16 protein-coding genes are annotated in these 14,458 nt (G+C 69.8%); 15 read left to right on the top strand and 1 reads right to left on the bottom strand.

The window, feature by feature from the left end; translation table 11 throughout:
* Positions 1-94 precede the first annotated feature (94 nt).
* The 7 genes from yjjG (at position 95) to SLW55_RS06250 (ending at position 7,216) form a co-directional block, all read left to right on the top strand.
* Positions 95-784 (top strand): pyrimidine 5'-nucleotidase, encoded by a 690-nt coding sequence (yjjG, locus tag SLW55_RS06280; RefSeq protein WP_152236948.1) that lies wholly within the window; start codon positions 95-97, stop codon positions 782-784.
* A 304-nt stretch (positions 785-1,088) separates the two neighbouring features.
* Positions 1,089-2,525, top strand: coding sequence for a coniferyl aldehyde dehydrogenase (locus SLW55_RS06275; RefSeq protein WP_320744826.1), 1,437 nt, complete (start codon positions 1,089-1,091; stop codon positions 2,523-2,525).
* Positions 2,526-3,004: 479 nt separating this feature from the next.
* Complete coding sequence (locus SLW55_RS06270) at positions 3,005-4,108, top strand: glycerophosphodiester phosphodiesterase family protein (protein ID WP_295935992.1); 1,104 nt, start codon at positions 3,005-3,007, stop codon at positions 4,106-4,108.
* Between the two features lie 95 nt (positions 4,109-4,203).
* The gene (locus SLW55_RS06265; protein ID WP_267098863.1) at positions 4,204-5,088 is read left to right on the top strand and encodes a peptidyl-prolyl cis-trans isomerase; all 885 of its coding nucleotides are present in this window, start codon (positions 4,204-4,206) and stop codon (positions 5,086-5,088) included.
* A gap of 167 nt (positions 5,089-5,255) precedes the next feature.
* Positions 5,256-5,933, top strand: a complete 678-nt coding sequence (locus SLW55_RS06260; protein ID WP_267098862.1) for a hypothetical protein — start codon at positions 5,256-5,258, stop codon at positions 5,931-5,933.
* Positions 5,934-6,011: 78 nt separating this feature from the next.
* A complete protein-coding gene (gene xth, locus SLW55_RS06255; protein WP_017915013.1) occupies positions 6,012-6,788 on the top strand; it encodes an exodeoxyribonuclease III in 777 nt (258 codons plus the stop codon).
* Positions 6,785-7,216 carry a GFA family protein gene (locus tag SLW55_RS06250; RefSeq protein ID WP_017911661.1) on the top strand — a complete coding sequence of 144 codons (432 nt, stop codon included), beginning with the start codon at positions 6,785-6,787 and terminating at the stop codon, positions 7,214-7,216. The genes xth and SLW55_RS06250 overlap by 4 nt, the downstream gene beginning before the upstream one ends.
* Positions 7,217-7,280: 64 nt before the next feature.
* On the opposite strand, the gene SLW55_RS06245 is transcribed toward SLW55_RS06250, so the two are convergent.
* Positions 7,281-7,532 (bottom strand): GlsB/YeaQ/YmgE family stress response membrane protein, encoded by a 252-nt coding sequence (locus SLW55_RS06245; protein WP_017908994.1) that lies wholly within the window; start codon positions 7,530-7,532, stop codon positions 7,281-7,283.
* Between the two features lie 129 nt (positions 7,533-7,661).
* Here SLW55_RS06245 and SLW55_RS06240 point away from each other — a divergent pair, with 129 nt between their 5' ends.
* The 8 genes from SLW55_RS06240 (at position 7,662) to SLW55_RS06205 (ending at position 14,407) form a co-directional block, all read left to right on the top strand.
* A complete protein-coding gene (locus tag SLW55_RS06240; protein ID WP_267098861.1) occupies positions 7,662-8,285 on the top strand; it encodes a 4'-phosphopantetheinyl transferase superfamily protein in 624 nt (207 codons plus the stop codon).
* A gap of 121 nt (positions 8,286-8,406) precedes the next feature.
* The gene (locus tag SLW55_RS06235; RefSeq protein WP_267084011.1) at positions 8,407-9,735 is read left to right on the top strand and encodes a Fic family protein; all 1,329 of its coding nucleotides are present in this window, start codon (positions 8,407-8,409) and stop codon (positions 9,733-9,735) included.
* An 88-nt stretch (positions 9,736-9,823) separates the two neighbouring features.
* Positions 9,824-10,465, top strand: coding sequence for a 16S rRNA (guanine(527)-N(7))-methyltransferase RsmG (rsmG, locus tag SLW55_RS06230; protein ID WP_267084010.1), 642 nt, complete (start codon positions 9,824-9,826; stop codon positions 10,463-10,465).
* Positions 10,466-10,554: 89 nt separating this feature from the next.
* Positions 10,555-11,352 (top strand): AAA family ATPase, encoded by a 798-nt coding sequence (locus SLW55_RS06225; RefSeq protein WP_017913880.1) that lies wholly within the window; start codon positions 10,555-10,557, stop codon positions 11,350-11,352.
* Positions 11,352-12,272, top strand: a complete 921-nt coding sequence (locus SLW55_RS06220) for a ParB/RepB/Spo0J family partition protein (RefSeq protein WP_267098860.1) — start codon at positions 11,352-11,354, stop codon at positions 12,270-12,272. The genes SLW55_RS06225 and SLW55_RS06220 overlap by 1 nt, the downstream gene beginning before the upstream one ends.
* 36 nt (positions 12,273-12,308) lie before the next feature.
* Entirely contained in the window at positions 12,309-12,617 is a 309-nt protein-coding gene (locus SLW55_RS06215) for a helix-hairpin-helix domain-containing protein (RefSeq protein ID WP_017908743.1), read from the top strand.
* A gap of 40 nt (positions 12,618-12,657) precedes the next feature.
* A complete protein-coding gene (locus tag SLW55_RS06210; RefSeq protein WP_267098859.1) occupies positions 12,658-13,383 on the top strand; it encodes a suppressor of fused domain protein in 726 nt (241 codons plus the stop codon).
* A gap of 58 nt (positions 13,384-13,441) precedes the next feature.
* Positions 13,442-14,407, top strand: a complete 966-nt coding sequence (locus SLW55_RS06205; protein WP_267098858.1) for an NAD-dependent epimerase/dehydratase family protein — start codon at positions 13,442-13,444, stop codon at positions 14,405-14,407.
* Positions 14,408-14,458: the final 51 nt, after the last annotated feature.

Raw genomic sequence — 14,458 nt, 5'->3', positions numbered from 1 at the left:
GCAGCGGACGGCGGCGCAGCGCTGCGCCGCCGTCCGTGCGCGGGAGGCCGTCGCGGCGCTACCATGGCCGCCCGCCGCTGCATCATCTCGCCGCATGCGCTACCGCTGGATCCTGTTCGACGCCGACGACACGTTGTTCCACTTCGATGCCTTCGCCGGCCTGCAGCGGATGTTCGCCGGCTACGGCGTGCAGTTCGGCGAGGCGGATTACGCCGAATACACCGCCTGCAACCGGCCGCTGTGGGTGCAGTACCAGAACGGCGCGATCACCGCGCTGCAATTGCAGCAGCGCCGTTTCGCCGACTGGGCGCAGCGCCTGCAGACCGCGCCGGAGACCTTGAACACGGCGTTCCTGGCGGCGATGGCCGAGCTGTGTGCGCCGCTGGACGGAGCGGTGGATCTGCTCGACGCCTTGCGTGGGCGCGCGCGCCTGGGCCTGGTCACCAACGGCTTCGGCGCGCTGCAGAACGCGCGCCTGCAGCGTACCGGGCTGCACGACCGCTTCGAAGTCATCGCCATTTCCGAGGTGGTGGGCGTGGCCAAGCCGCACCCGGGGATCTTCGCGCACGCGCTGGCGCAACTCGGCGACCCACCGCCGGCGCAGGTGCTGATGGTCGGCGACAATCCGCAGGCGGACATCGCCGGCGGCCTGGCCGCAGGCCTGCACACCTGTTGGTTCAATGCGCGCGGCGCCGCCGCGCCGGAGGGCATCGTGCCGCACCACCAGGTCGCCTCGCTGGCGCAGTTGCAGGCATGGTTGCTGGAAGAGCCGGCGGCGCTGTAGCACATCTGCTCGCGTGCCTGGTGCCATCGGGTCGGGACTGAAGTCCCTCCCACAGGTGGAAACTTCAGTTCGCGGCGATGCCGGCGCGCCCCTCGTGGGAGGGACTTCAGTCCCGACCCCGGAAGGGTGGGGGTTGCCGGTCCCGAGACGGGATGCCGCATCATCTCGCCCGGTCGCTGCTGCTCTCTTGTGGGAGGGACTTCAGTCCCGACGCGAGCCACCGTCAGACCCGGGGTCTCGGTCGCATGCCGCCGACCCCCGACGTGGCGCACGGCAGCCGCGACCGCCATCGTATAGTGCGCCCATGCCGACCCTCGCCGCCGACGCCGCTTCCACCGACACGCCACTGGCCGCCTTGCCAGTCACCCTGCAGCGCCTGCGCGCGGCCTGGCAGTCGGCCAAGCCGGAGCGGGCGCAGCGCCGCGAGGACCTGCTGCGGCTGCGCGCGGTGCTGAAGCTGCGGTTGCCGGAGATGGCCGATGCCATCGCCGCCGATTTCGGCCACCGCTCGCGCCACGAATCGCTGATCGCCGACGGCATGACCGTGCTTGGCGAGATCGATCATCTGCTGCGTCATCTGAAGCGCTGGATGCGCCCGCAGCGGGTCGGCGCCGGCTGGCGGCTGTGGCCGGCGCGTGCGGAAGTGCGGCCGGTGCCGGTCGGCGTGGTCGGGGTGATCGCGCCGTGGAACTACCCGGTCAACCTGGCGCTGATCCCGCTGGCCACCGCGATCGCCGCCGGCAACCACGTCTACCTGAAACCCTCCGAACACACCCCGCGCAGCGCGCAGTTCCTGCAGTCGCTGCTGGCCGAGGTGTTCCCGCCGCAGCGGGTGGCGGTGGCGCTGGGCGGTGCCGAGGTGGCGTCCGCCTTCGCCGCGCTGCCGCTGGATCACCTGGTGTTCACCGGTTCCACCGCGGTCGGGCGCAAGGTGATGGCTGCCGCCGCCCCCAATCTGACCCCGCTGACCCTGGAACTGGGCGGCAAGTCGCCGGCCATCGTCTGCGCCGACTACCCGCTGGAACAGGCCGCCGCGCGCCTGGCCACCGGCAAGTGGTTCAACGCCGGGCAGACCTGCATCGCCCCGGACTACGTGCTGATCGACGCCGGCCGCGAGGCGGCGCTGGTGCAGGCGCTGCGTGCGCAGGTGCTGGCGCGCTACGGCGATTTCGCCAGCGCCGAGGATTACACCCGCATCGTCAACGAGGGTCAGTACCGGCGCCTGCGCGGCTACCTGGACGATGCCCACGCGCGCGGCCTGGAGGTCATCGAACTGGCCACGGTGGCGCGCGAGCGTGCCGAGCGCGAACGGCTGATCGTGCCCACGCTGGTACTGCAGCCGGGCGACGACGCGCTGCTGATGCAGGAGGAGATCTTCGGCCCGATCCTGCCGGTGCGCAGCTACCGCTCCCTGGACGCGGCCATCGCCGAGATCAACAGCCGCGACCGGCCGCTGGCGCTGTATCCCTTCAGCCATGACCGCGCGCGGATCGAGACGATCCTGCATGCCACCATCGCCGGCGGCGTCACCGTCAACGACAGCCTGCTGCATTTCGCCGCCAACGCGCTGCCGTTCGGCGGCATCGGCCCCAGCGGCATGGGCGCCTACCATGGCCGCGCCGGCTTCGACGCCTTCAGCAAGGCGCTGCCGATCCTGTGGCAGTCGCGCCGCGCCGGCAGCGACCTGCTGAAGCCGCCGTACGCGCGGATCGCGCGCATGCTCTCGTTCCTGGTGCGGTGAGCGGGGCGTAGCCGACGTCCAGATGCGGGTGCATGGGGTGGCGATAGGGCACCTGCGTGCAGGCGCGGCTTGAGCCGCGAAGAAGCATTACCGGTAGAGCGTCGCGGCTGAAGCCGCTCCTGCAAGGCCTGCCTCGGCCGCGATCGGCGAAGCTTCCGATGCGGCGCTACGCCCCGTGGCCTCGCACGCGCGATCCACCCCTGGGCCGTGTCCGCAGCCCCGTCACCGGGAAGCAGTGCGACTCAGACTGCAGCAAATCGCGGCGCAGTCCACAGTCCAACGCGGGGTCGCACCCCGGAAATAAATAATTCACAGTAAGTTATTAGGTTCTCGCCCGACGCCGCCGCCGATCACGGCGGCTCAGGCTCCTGCGCGAGACGTCCGTGCGGAGCGCAACACACGAGATGCCGCCATGCGTCGACCTGACCGGCGCTCGTCCCCCGTGTCTCCCCCTTTCCTTCAGAACCGGACGCAGCCCAATGAAGATCGCATTCGTTCCCTCGCCCCTGGCGCGCGCCTGTCGCGTGCTCGCCGCCCTGACGGTGCTGGCCGTCGTGCCGCAGCTGGCCATGGCCAACTGCAACGACACCGTCGGCACCAAGATGAGCAACATCCTGTTCGGCGACAGCAGCGGCGACACCGTCGTGCTGGCCCACCGCGGTCTGTGGGGCAAGTACGGCAACTTCCCCGACATGCCGGAAAACTCGCGCGGTGCGCTGCAGCTGGCCAACGACCAGTGCATGGACGGCGTGGAACTGGACATCAAGATGACCAGCGACGGCGTGCCGGTGGTGCTGCACGACTGGAACCTCGGTCGCACCACCAACGTGTGGACCAGCCGTGCCGGCGAAACCAAGTACGACCCGATGAGCAACCAGGGCTACAACCCGTCGATCACCGTGACCCCGTGGTCGGTGGTCAGCGGCCTGTTCCTGCTGACCCCCGACCGTCGCACCACCACCGGCTACCACGTGCCGCGCGTGGATGAGCTGTTCTCCTACTTCAAGGCGCATGGCCTGAAGACGCCCATCGTGTTCGACATCAAGGACGCCGCCTCGGTGCGTGCGGTGTCGCGCGCCGCCGACGCCGCGTTCTCGGTGGGTGCGTCCAACTTCGTCGCCGCCAAGGTCAATGCCACCCTGTACCCGAGCCGCTCGGCGTTCCGCGCCGACACCACCAGCATGGTCGGCATTCCGGTGTTCACCACCAACATGCTGACCAAGATCAATGTCGACAACGCCATATCGGCCTGGAGCGATACCAAGGAGGCGATGGAGATCAACGTCAAGCAGCTCGGTGGCTTGCTGCAGGGCCAGGCCGACCGCGTGCGCGAGCGCGGCGTGCGCGTGGGCGTGTTCCAGGCGATTCCGGACAGCCCGCTGGCCGGGAAGTTCTACCAGAACAGCGGCGCCTGCTGCTATCAGCTGTCGGACCTGTACTTCTCCTACTCCGGCGGCCGCGACACCGCCGACAACCGTGGCGATCTCAACTTCATCGTCAACCAGGAGGCGTTCAGCCTGATCACCACCGACGACCCGAAGGCGGCGATCGCGTACCTGAAGGCACGCGGCAAGCACGACTGAGTCCTTGCACGTCCTGGCGGCCGACCCCGCGGTCGGCCGCCGTGTCGCGGCCGCGGCGCTCCGGCGCCGTGGGCCGCCCTCTCCTGGAGAAGCGCATGTCCCTGTCTTTCGCCAAATCCGCCGTGGCCAGCTCCATCACCTTGGCCACCTGCGCGCTGGCCGCGTTCGCCGCCCTGGCTGCGCCGGCCGCCGAGCCCGCCACCGCCGACCCGGTGGTACTGCGCGTCGGCGCGCAGCAGTTCACTGCCAGCGAGTACCACGCCCTGGCCGGCGACGCCACGCGCGGCGATGCCGGCATCGACGATGACTCGGTGGTGCGCCGTTTCGCCGACCGCGCGATCCTGCTCGACCAGGCGCGGCAACAGCATCTGCAGGACGATCCGGTAGTGGCCGCGCGCCTGCGCCGCGCCGCCGACGCGATCCTGGCCGAGGCCGCGCAGGCACGGCTCAGCGCCGACGCGCACATCGACGAGGCGATGCTGCGCCGGCAGTTCGCCGCGCATCCGGACGACTACACCGAATACCACCTGCGCCATCTGTTCGTCGCGCTGCATCCGCAGGGCGGGCCGCGCAGCGGGCATACCCTGACCGAGGCGCAGGCTCTGCAGCGCGCCGAAGCGCTCAAGCGCCAGCTCGACGGCGGCGCCGATTTCGCCACGCTGGCGATGCGCGAGTCCGACGACACCGCCACCGCCGGCGAGGGTGGGCAGTTGTCGCCGACCTTCGGCCGCTACCTGGCCGACGCGTTCGACGCGTCGATCCGCCAGCTCGCGGTGGAGCAGGTCTCCGCGCCGGTGCGCGGCCCCGACGGCTACCACCTGATCCGGCTCGATGCGAAGACCGCGGCGCGCTTCGACGCGGTGCGCGGGCAGATCGATCTGCAACTGCGCGAGCAGGCCGCGGCCGACGCCATGCAGCGCCTGCGCCAGGCGCAGCCGATGGCGTTCGACCGCGCCGCCTACACGGCCGCGGCGCGCTGAGCATGGCGGCGATGCGGTGCCCGCTGTGTTGGTTCGCCGGCGCGGTGGTCGTGGGAATGGTCGCGCTCGCGGCGAAGCTGATGCCGCCGACGGCCGCACCCGCCGTTGCCGCGAGCAAGGTGCAGGCAACGGCTCTACCGCGCTCGGCAGCACCGTCGCCGTTGGCGATGTCCGCGACCACGCCGCCCGATGCGGCGCTGGCGGCCGGCACCAGCGAGGCGCAGCGTCTGACCGCCACCGCGCTGTTGGCGCTGGATTGCCGGCAACGCGCGCAAGCGCCGCCGTCCCGCCCGGTGGTGCTGCCGGGTGCAGACGCCGAGGACGCCGCGGCCGTCGCGGCACGCCGGGCGGCCGAACGGCAACGTCTCGCGGCCTGCCGCGGCGTTGCCGGGCTCGATGCCGCGCAGATCGAGGCGATGCTGCGCAGTGCGGCCGCGCGCGGCGATGCCGATGCGCAACGCCAGTTGCTGGCGCAGCGCGTGGCGCAGTTGGTCGCGCGCGCCGGCAGCGTCGACGCGGAAGGGCAACGCGCTTCGCTGTCGGCCGCCGACGAGCGCGATGCCGAGGACGTGGTGACGCAACTTGAAGACCGCGCGCTGCACGGCGACCGCACGTCGATCGACGCCTTGGCGCAACTGCTGCGCGCGCCCTGGCTGGCGGTGGCCGATCCGCCGTACGCCGCGGCCTGGCAACTGGCCGCGCGGCAGGCGCCGGAGCGGCCGTTCCCGCCGCCGGAACAGGCGCTCGGTGCCGAGGAACTGCTCGACGGCTTGAACGAGGCGCAGCGCCAGCAGGCGCTGAGCCTGGCGCCGGCGCTGTTCGCGCAGTGCTGCGCGCGGCGCTGAACGGCCTGGTGCCCACGGTTTGGCCGCCGCGGCGGCTGCGGTCAGAATAGCGGCCGGCTTCCCCGTCCCGGATTTCCCTTGAAGATCGCCAGCTGGAACGTCAACTCGCTCAACGTGCGCCTGCCGCACCTGCAACAGTGGCTGGCCGCGTTCGCGCCGGACGTGGTCGGGATCCAGGAGACCAAGCTGGAGGACCACAAGTTTCCCGACACGGCGCTGGCCGAGGCCGGCTACCGCAGCGTGTTCGCCGGGCAGAAGACCTACAACGGCGTGGCGATCCTGTCGCGCCTGCCGATCGGCGACGTGCAGATCGGCGTGCCGGGCCTGGAGGACGAGCAGAAGCGCGCCATCGCCGCCACCATCGGCGACCTGCGCATCGTCAATCTGTACGTGGTCAACGGCCAGGACGTGGGCACCGACAAGTACGCCTACAAGCTGCGCTGGCTGGAGGCGGTGCACGCCTGGCTGGCCGACGAGCTGCAGCGGCATCCGCGGCTGGTGGTGCTGGGCGACTTCAACATCGCCCCGGACGCGCGCGACGTGCACGACCCGCTGGTGTGGAGCGACAACCACATCCTCACTTCCACCGCCGAGCGCGGCGCCCTGCACAAGCTGCTCGGCCTGGGCCTGCACGACGGCTTCCGCCTGCACCATGCTGACGGCGGCATCTTCAGTTGGTGGGACTACCGCCAGGCCGGCTTCCGCCGCGACCTGGGGCTGCGCATCGACCTGACCCTGGTGTCCGAGGCGCTGAAGGCGCGCACCCGCGGTGCCGGCATCGACCGCGAACCGCGCAGCTGGGACCGCCCCAGCGATCACGCGCCGGCCTGGGTCGAGCTGGAGCCGGCGGCATGAGCGAGCGCCACGTGCGGCGCTGCATCGACAAGGTCGGCGATACCGCGATCGCGCCGCTGCACCGGCTCAGCTGCCACTGCGGTGCGGTGCAGATCGACCTGGAGCTGCCGCAGGGCATCGTCGACCCGCGCCGCTGCAACTGCTCGCTGTGCCGGCGCCGCGGCGCCATCGTCGCCTCGGTGCCGCTGGCGGCCCTGCATGTCCGCCAGGGCGAGCAGGCGCTGCGCCTGTACCAGTTCCACACGCATACCGCGCAGCATTATTTCTGCGGCACCTGCGGGATCTACACGCATCATCGGCGCCGCTCCGATCCCAGCCTGTACGGCTACAACGTCGGTTGCCTGGAGGGCGTGGATCCGTATGCGCTGGCCATTGCGGTGCCGGTCGAGGACGGCGTGCGCCATCCGGCCGACCGCGCTGCGCCGTGAGCGGGGCCGCAAACGCAAAACGCCCGGCGAACCGGGCGTTTGCGCAAGCGGCGAGGGCGCTGTGTCAGCGCGCGCGGCCGCGGGTGAACAGGTTGACGATCGCCAGCAGGATGATGGCGCCGATCAACGAGTACAGGAACGTCCACAGGGTGATCGCCTGGTTGATGCCGCCGCCGAACAGCCAGCCGGCGATCAGCGCGCCGACGATGCCGACCACGATGTTCAGAATGATGCCCTGCTGTGCGTCACGGCGCATGATGATGCTGGCCAGCCAGCCCACGATGCCGCCGACGATCAACCAGATGATGATGCCCATGCGTCAGACTCCTCGGTTCGGCCCGCACCAGGAGCGGTGGGGTGCGCGTCATTTAAGAAGCGCCGCCGTGAAGCGGCCGTATAGCGTCGGCCCCGCCGCGCAGCGGTCATTGCGCTTTGTGGGCGCGGCGTGAGCGCGCCGACGCCGCCCGTGGCCGACGGCGCCGAGCCGCCGGACTGGCGCCTCGGCCCGGTGGCACTGTGGCTGCGCCCGCATCCGCCGCGGACCTCCGGCGAGGCGCAGGCGCGGCGCCTGCTGGCCGGCGAACTGGCGGTGCCGGCGGCGCAATTGCCGCTGCGCCGCGACGCCCGCGGCCGGCCCGGCCTGCATGCACCGCTGGCGCACGTGGACACCGGTTGGAGCCACAGCGGCGACTACCTGCTGGTGGCGGTGGCCGCGCACGCGCGGCTGGGGGTGGACATCGAGCGCCAGCGGCCACGGCCGCGCCTGCTGGAACTGGCGCAGCGCTTCTTCCACCCGGACGAGGTCGCGCTGCTGGCCGCGCTGGCGGTGCCGGCGCGCGAGGCGCTGTTCTTCCGCCTGTGGTGCGCCAAGGAAGCGCTACTCAAGGCGCATGGTCACGGCATCGCCTTCGGCCTGCACCGGCTGCGCTTCGCCGAGGACGCCGGCGGCGCGCTGCGCCTGGTCTGGTGCGACCCGGGCCTGGGCACGGCCGAGGCCTGGCACCTGCACGAATGGGAGGCCGCGCCCGGCTACCGGGCGGCGCTGGCCTGGTGGCCAGGGCTGCCCTAGGTTCCATGCCTCTGGATCGTGTTGCAGCCCTGTGATTCCGATGTCGACCTCGTTGGCTGGGCAGGTCGTGCTTTGGTGTAATTTGATGTAAAAAGATATACGTTTTTTATAGGAAAACGCGATGAAGCTCCCTGTGCCGCCCCCAGCCAGCTGGCGTCTTCTTGTTAATGAACCTGAACGCATGATGAGGGTGTTCAGGTCGAAGATCGGTCCCGAGGTGGCTGGAAGCTACGAACACTGGGACAAACTCAGGCATAGAGTCGCGCCAGACGGCCTCACCACAGAAGAATGGTGGGCTGGCATCAAGTGGAGCCGTCAAGCGCTGGCACGCGAACTTGATCTGGTGGACAAAGACGACGAGAACTTCGTCGTTTCCATTACCGATTCGATGCAGCGCAGACTTCACTACATTGATCGCGAGGCGGCTGGGGCGATCAAAGGAATGGAGAGCAGCGGTGGGCAGAATAGATTTCTGATCCGTTCGCTGATCGAGGAGGCCATGACGTCGTCCCAGCTTGAGGGAGCCGCTACCACCCGCGCGGTTGCAAAAGAGATGCTATCGACTGGCAGACTGCCGCGCGATCAGTCGGAGCGAATGATCTACAACAACTACCTCGCGATGAACATGATTCGCGACAGGGGGAAGCGGCCAATCACGCCCGAGGAGGTGCTGGAGCTGCATAGCATCCTGACGGACGGGACGCTGGAAAGCGCGGAATATTCTGGTCGATATCGTTCGGTGGGAGACAATGTCGTCATCTACGACCGAGGTTCCCCGCCGACGCTGCTGCATGTCCCGCCGCCTGCAATCCAAGTGGCGGACAGGATGAGACGGCTTTGCGCGTTCGCGAACGACACGGCGAGCGAAACCTTCATCCATCCTGTCGTGCGCGCCATCGCAATTCACTTCCAGATCGGCTACGACCATCCATTCGTTGATGGGAACGGACGGACGGCCAGGGCGCTCTTCTACTGGAGCATGATGAACTCCGGTTACTGGTTGACCGAATATCTGTCGATTTCGAGCGTATTGAAGAAGTCGCCCGGGAAATACATGCGGGCGTATCTCTACACCGAGAGCGATGGCGCCGATCTGAGCTATTTCGTCTCGCAGCAGTTGGAAGCGATCGAGCAGTCCATCCAGGCGTTGCACACGTATATCGCGAAGAAGCAGCAGGAAGATCGGCTTGCGCGTCACGTGCTGCGCAAGGCGCATGTGGGCGACGCTGTGCTGAATCACAGGCAGCGCGCCTTGCTGGCCAATGCACTGAAGGATCCTGACCGGCCATACACCGTGGCCGGACATCGGTCGGCGCACACGATCACCTATCCAACAGCGCTGGGCGACCTGAATTCCCTGGTCGCCGCGGGCCTGCTCTACAAGCAACGGGTCGGCAAGGCGTTCGAATACTACCCGGTACCTGGCCTCGCACGGATGTTGGGAGCCTGACCGCCCCAGGCGGGTGCTGATCCTCTATGCGTTCCGGGAAATGCCTCGGCCAGAGTGCGGCAGCGGCGGCACCTGCGATAATCCGCCGATGACCGATGCCTCTCTTCCCGATTCCGTCCGCGTCGCGCTTGAGCAGGGCCTGCACGCGCAAGGCCTGGACGTGGCCGCGCTGGCGCCGCCGCTGCTGGCCTATCTGGCGCTGCTGACGCGCTGGAACCGCACCTACAACCTGACCGCGATCCGCGACCCGCACGAGATGGTGACCCGCCATCTGCTGGATTCGCTGGCGATGCAGCCGTTCGCCCAGGAGGGCGCGCTGGCCGACCTGGGCACCGGTCCTGGGCTGCCCGGCATTCCGCTGGCGATCGCGCGGCCGCAGCTGCGGGTGACCCTGGTCGAAAGCAACGGCAAGAAGGCGCGGTTCCTGCGCGAGGCGGTGCGCCAGCTGCGCCTGGACAACGCGCGCGTGGCCGAGTCGCGCGCCGAGGCGCTGGACGAGGCCGGCGCCTACGACCTGCTGACTGCGCGCGCGCTGGACACCCTGGCCGGCATCGTCGCCGTCGGCGGCCACCTGCTGCGCCCGGGCGGGCGCCTGCTGGCGATGAAGGGCGTGCGCCCGGACGAGGAGATCGCCGCGCTGCCGCCGGGCTGGGTGGCGCCGACGGTGCACCCGCTGCAGGTTCCCGGCCTGGGCGCCGACCGCCACCTGGTGGTGGTCGAGCGCGGTTGAGCGGCGGCCGCGGCCGGCCCCGATTTCCGCCAGGGGGGGCTGTGACCGCATAATGCCCGGTCCCACCCCATCGCCGACGAGGCTCCCGCATGGCCCGCATCATCGCCATCGCCAACCAGAAGGGCGGCGTCGGCAAGACCACCACCGCGGTCAACCTGGCCGCGTCGCTGGCGCGGCAGTCGCAGCGCGTGCTGCTGGTGGACCTGGACTCGCAGGGCAATGCGACGATGGGCAGCGGCATCGACAAGCGCGAGCTGGCCGCCTCCACCTGCGACGTGCTGCTCGGCGAGAGCAGCGCCGAACAGATCCGGGTGACCGCGCCGGAAGGCTTCGACCTGCTGCCGGGCAATATCGATCTCACCGCCGCCGAGATCCAGCTGATGGACCAGCCGGCGCGCGAGCAGCGGCTGAAGACCGCATTGGCGCCGCTGCGCGAGGCCTACGACTTCATCCTGATCGACTGCCCGCCGGCGCTGTCGCTGCTGACCCTGAACGCGTTGACCGCCGCCGACTCGGTGATCGTGCCGATGCAGTGCGAGTACTACGCGCTGGAAGGGCTGACCGCACTGCTGGAGACCATCGAGGCGCTGCGCGCCGAGCTGAACCCGGCGCTGGAGATCGAAGGCGTGCTGCGCACCATGTTCGACGTGCGCAACAACCTGGCCAACGCGGTGTCGGCGGAACTGACCAACCACTTCGGCGACAAGGTGTTCCGCACCATCGTGCCGCGCAACGTGCGCCTGGCCGAGGCGCCCAGCCATGGCCAGAGCATCGTCGGCTACGACCGTACCTCACGCGGCGGCGTCGCCTACCTGGGACTGGCCGGCGAGATCGTGCGCCGCCGCAACGAACGCAATCGGCCGATGCCGGCCATGGAGACCATCTGATGAGCGCCAAGCCCCCCGCCCTCGGAGCGAAGAAGCGCGGCCTCGGCCGTGGCCTGGAAGCGCTGCTGGGGCCGAAGGGCGCGACCGCGCCGGCGCCGACCGCCGAGCTGCAGCCGGGCGAGAGCCTGCGCCGCCTGCCGGTCGGGCAGCTGCAGCCGGGCAAGTACCAGCCGCGCCAGGAGATGGACGAGGCCAAGCTGCAGGAGCTGGCCGAGTCGATCAAGGCGCAGGGCGTGATCCAGCCGATCGTCGCCCGCGAACTGGCGCCGGGCAGTTTCGAGATCGTCGCCGGCGAACGCCGCTGGCGCGCCTCGCAGCTGGCCGGCCTCAGCGAGGTGCCGGTGGTGGTGCGCGAGCTGGACGATCGCACCGTCATCGCCATGGCGCTGATCGAGAACATCCAGCGCGAGGACCTCAATCCGCTGGAAGAGGCGCAGGCGCTGCAGCGGCTGATCGACGAGTTCTCGCTGACCCACGCCGAGGCCGCCGAGGCGGTGGGCCGCTCGCGCGCGTCGGTGTCCAACCTGCTGCGCCTGCTGGAACTGCCGCCGGCGATCCGCGCGCTGCTGGAAGCGCGGCGCCTGGAGATGGGCCATGCGCGCGCGCTGCTGACGCTGTCGCCGGAGCTGGCCAGCCGCCTGGCCTCCGACGCCGCCGACCAGGGCTGGTCGGTGCGCGAGGTCGAGCACCGCGCCCAGCAGTTCGCCGCCGGCAAGGTGCCGAGCAACCGCAAGGCCAAGCCGGCGCGCACCGCGCCGCAGGCCGACATCGCCTCGCTGGAAACCGAGCTGTCCGAGTCGCTGGGGACCAAGGTGTCCATCGCCCATGGCCGCGGCGGCAAGGGCAAGCTGGTGATCCACTACACCGACCTGGACACGCTGGACGGCGTGCTCGAGAAACTGCGCCCGCGGCAGGCCTGAGCGCCGCCGCCCGCGTCCGCCAGGACCGTCCCCGCCATGCATCCCAGCAAGGTCGACCGTCACCACCTGCTGCGCCTGACCGACCTGCCCAACGTCGGGCCGGCCTGCGAGAAGGACCTGCGCCTGATCGGCATCCGCGTGCCGGCGCACCTGCAGGGCCGCGATCCCTACGACATGTACGCACAGCTGTGCCTGCGCACCGGGGTGGTGCACGACCACTGCGTGATCGACGTGTTCCTGTCAATCGTGCGCTTCATGCAGGGCGAGACGCCACGTCCGTGGTGGGAGTTCAGCAAGGAGCGCAAGGCGGCGCTGGCCAAGGACGCGCCGCTGACCCTGCGCTGAGGCCGCGCGCCGCGGCGCTGGCCAGCAACCGGAGCATTGCATGAGCAACGAGGACACGCAGATCAGCCCGGGCGGCAGCCCGATCCTGCACCACCGCGAGGAAAAACCGTTCGCACCGGCGAGCGGCGAGTCCTGCCTGGAGCAGATCGGCGCGCACATCGAACGTCACCTGGGGCCGGTCGCCGGCGTGCTGCACGAGATCATCTCCGACACCGTGCACCTGGATGTGCATGTGGTGCCCGCCACCGACGAGGTGCCGTATCTGCGGCTGGTCACCTCGGGGATGAGCGACCTGCCGATGGCCGTGCCCGAGGGCGTGGGGGCACCGCGCTTCATGGAGCTGATGCTGACCCTGCCGCCCGACTGGCCGATCACCCAGGACGATTTCCAGGATGAGCGCCATTACTGGCCGCTGCGCCTGCTCAAGACCCTGGCGCGGCTGCCGCACAAGTACGACACCTGGCTGGGCTTCGGCCACACCGTGCCCAACGGTCACCCGGCCGAACCGTACGCGCCCGGCATCGGCTTCGACGGGGCGATCGTGCTGCCGCCGGTGAGCACGCCCGAGGCGTTTGGGGAACTGGTCGTCGATGCCGACAAGACCATCGTGTTCATGACCCTGGTGCCGCTGTATCCGGAAGAAATGGCGCTCAAGCTGAAGAAGGGCGCCGAGGCGCTGATGGACCGCTTCGACGCCAAGGGCCTGCAGGACGTGATCGATCCCGCCCGGCCCAATGTCGCCCGCAAGCGCTTCGGGCTGTTCTGACCTGCCGTTCCGATCCACACACCGCGCACGCTGTTCCACGCTTTCCAGGACTTTCGCCATGCCCATCCTCGTCACCGGCGCCGCCGGCTTCATCGGTGCCCACACCGTCCGTGCGCTGCGCGCCGCCGGGCAACTGGTGGTGGGCCTGGACAACTACAACGACTACTACGACCCGCAGCTCAAGCGCGACCGCGTCGCCGCGCTGTGCGCGAACGCGGATATCCGCACCCTGGACCTGACCGACCGCGACGGCCTGGCCGCGCTGTTCGACGAGGTGCAGCCGACCCGCGTGGTGCACCTGGCCGCGCAGGCCGGGGTGCGCTATTCGCTGCAGAACCCGTACGCCTACGTCGACAGCAACCTGGTCGGCTTCGTCAACATGCTGGAGCTGTGCCGGCACCGCGGCGTGGAGCATCTGGTCTATGCCTCCAGCAGCTCGGTGTACGGCGATTCGGCGACGCCGCCGTTCTCCGAGGATCAGCGCATCGACCAGCCGCGCTCGCTGTACGCGGCGACCAAGGCCGCCAACGAGCTGATGGCGCACACCTATGCGCAGCTGTACGGCCTGCGCGCCACCGGGCTGCGCTTCTTCACCGTGTACGGCCCCTGGGGCCGTCCGGACATGGCGCCGCTGCTGTTCAGCCGCGCGGTGCTGGCCGGGCGCCCGATCGAGGTGTTCAACCACGGCCGCATGCGCCGCGACTTCACCTTCGTCGCCGACATCGTCGCCGGCGTGCTCGGCGCGCTCGATCACCCCTCCAGCGAGGCGGTGCCGCATCGCGTGTTCAACCTCGGCAATCACACCCCGGTGGAACTGGAGCGCTTCATCGCGGTGATCGAGGACGCCGCCGGGCGCAGCGCCGAAAAACAGTATCGGCCGATGCAGCCGGGCGACATGATCGAGACGATGGCCGATACTGCGCGGGCCCAGGCCGCGTTCGGCTTCGATCCGAGCACCCCGATCGAGGTCGGCCTGCCGCAGGTGGTGGCCTGGTGCCGGGAGTATTTCGGCGCCGCCGCCTGACGCTTCATCCGCGGATCATCGGTCCGCGGCACAATGCCTGCCGCTTTTTCC

The sequence above is a fragment of the Xanthomonas sp. LF06-19 genome (assembly GCF_034105425.1).
GTDB classification, from domain to species: Bacteria; Pseudomonadota; Gammaproteobacteria; order Xanthomonadales; family Xanthomonadaceae; genus Xanthomonas_A; species Xanthomonas_A sontii.
Note: the sequence above shows the minus strand (reverse complement) of the source record. Positions and strands in the feature narration are given on the sequence as shown.

Excerpts from the sequence above, each read along its gene's own strand:
- yjjG (WP_152236948.1), top strand. The coding sequence starts at position 95 with ATGCGCTACCGCTGGATCCTGTTCGACGCCGACGACACGTTGTTCCAC.
- SLW55_RS06275 (WP_320744826.1), top strand. The coding sequence starts at position 1,089 with ATGCCGACCCTCGCCGCCGACGCCGCTTCCACCGACACGCCACTGGCC.
- SLW55_RS06270 (WP_295935992.1), top strand. The coding sequence starts at position 3,005 with ATGAAGATCGCATTCGTTCCCTCGCCCCTGGCGCGCGCCTGTCGCGTG.
- SLW55_RS06265 (WP_267098863.1), top strand. The coding sequence starts at position 4,204 with ATGTCCCTGTCTTTCGCCAAATCCGCCGTGGCCAGCTCCATCACCTTG.
- SLW55_RS06260 (WP_267098862.1), top strand. The coding sequence starts at position 5,256 with ATGTCCGCGACCACGCCGCCCGATGCGGCGCTGGCGGCCGGCACCAGC.
- SLW55_RS06250 (WP_017911661.1), top strand. The coding sequence starts at position 6,785 with ATGAGCGAGCGCCACGTGCGGCGCTGCATCGACAAGGTCGGCGATACC.
- SLW55_RS06245 (WP_017908994.1), bottom strand. The coding sequence starts at position 7,532 with ATGGGCATCATCATCTGGTTGATCGTCGGCGGCATCGTGGGCTGGCTG.
- SLW55_RS06235 (WP_267084011.1), top strand. The coding sequence starts at position 8,407 with ATGAAGCTCCCTGTGCCGCCCCCAGCCAGCTGGCGTCTTCTTGTTAAT.
- rsmG (WP_267084010.1), top strand. The coding sequence starts at position 9,824 with ATGACCGATGCCTCTCTTCCCGATTCCGTCCGCGTCGCGCTTGAGCAG.
- SLW55_RS06225 (WP_017913880.1), top strand. The coding sequence starts at position 10,555 with ATGGCCCGCATCATCGCCATCGCCAACCAGAAGGGCGGCGTCGGCAAG.
- SLW55_RS06220 (WP_267098860.1), top strand. The coding sequence starts at position 11,352 with ATGAGCGCCAAGCCCCCCGCCCTCGGAGCGAAGAAGCGCGGCCTCGGC.
- SLW55_RS06215 (WP_017908743.1), top strand. The coding sequence starts at position 12,309 with ATGCATCCCAGCAAGGTCGACCGTCACCACCTGCTGCGCCTGACCGAC.
- SLW55_RS06210 (WP_267098859.1), top strand. The coding sequence starts at position 12,658 with ATGAGCAACGAGGACACGCAGATCAGCCCGGGCGGCAGCCCGATCCTG.
- SLW55_RS06205 (WP_267098858.1), top strand. The coding sequence starts at position 13,442 with ATGCCCATCCTCGTCACCGGCGCCGCCGGCTTCATCGGTGCCCACACC.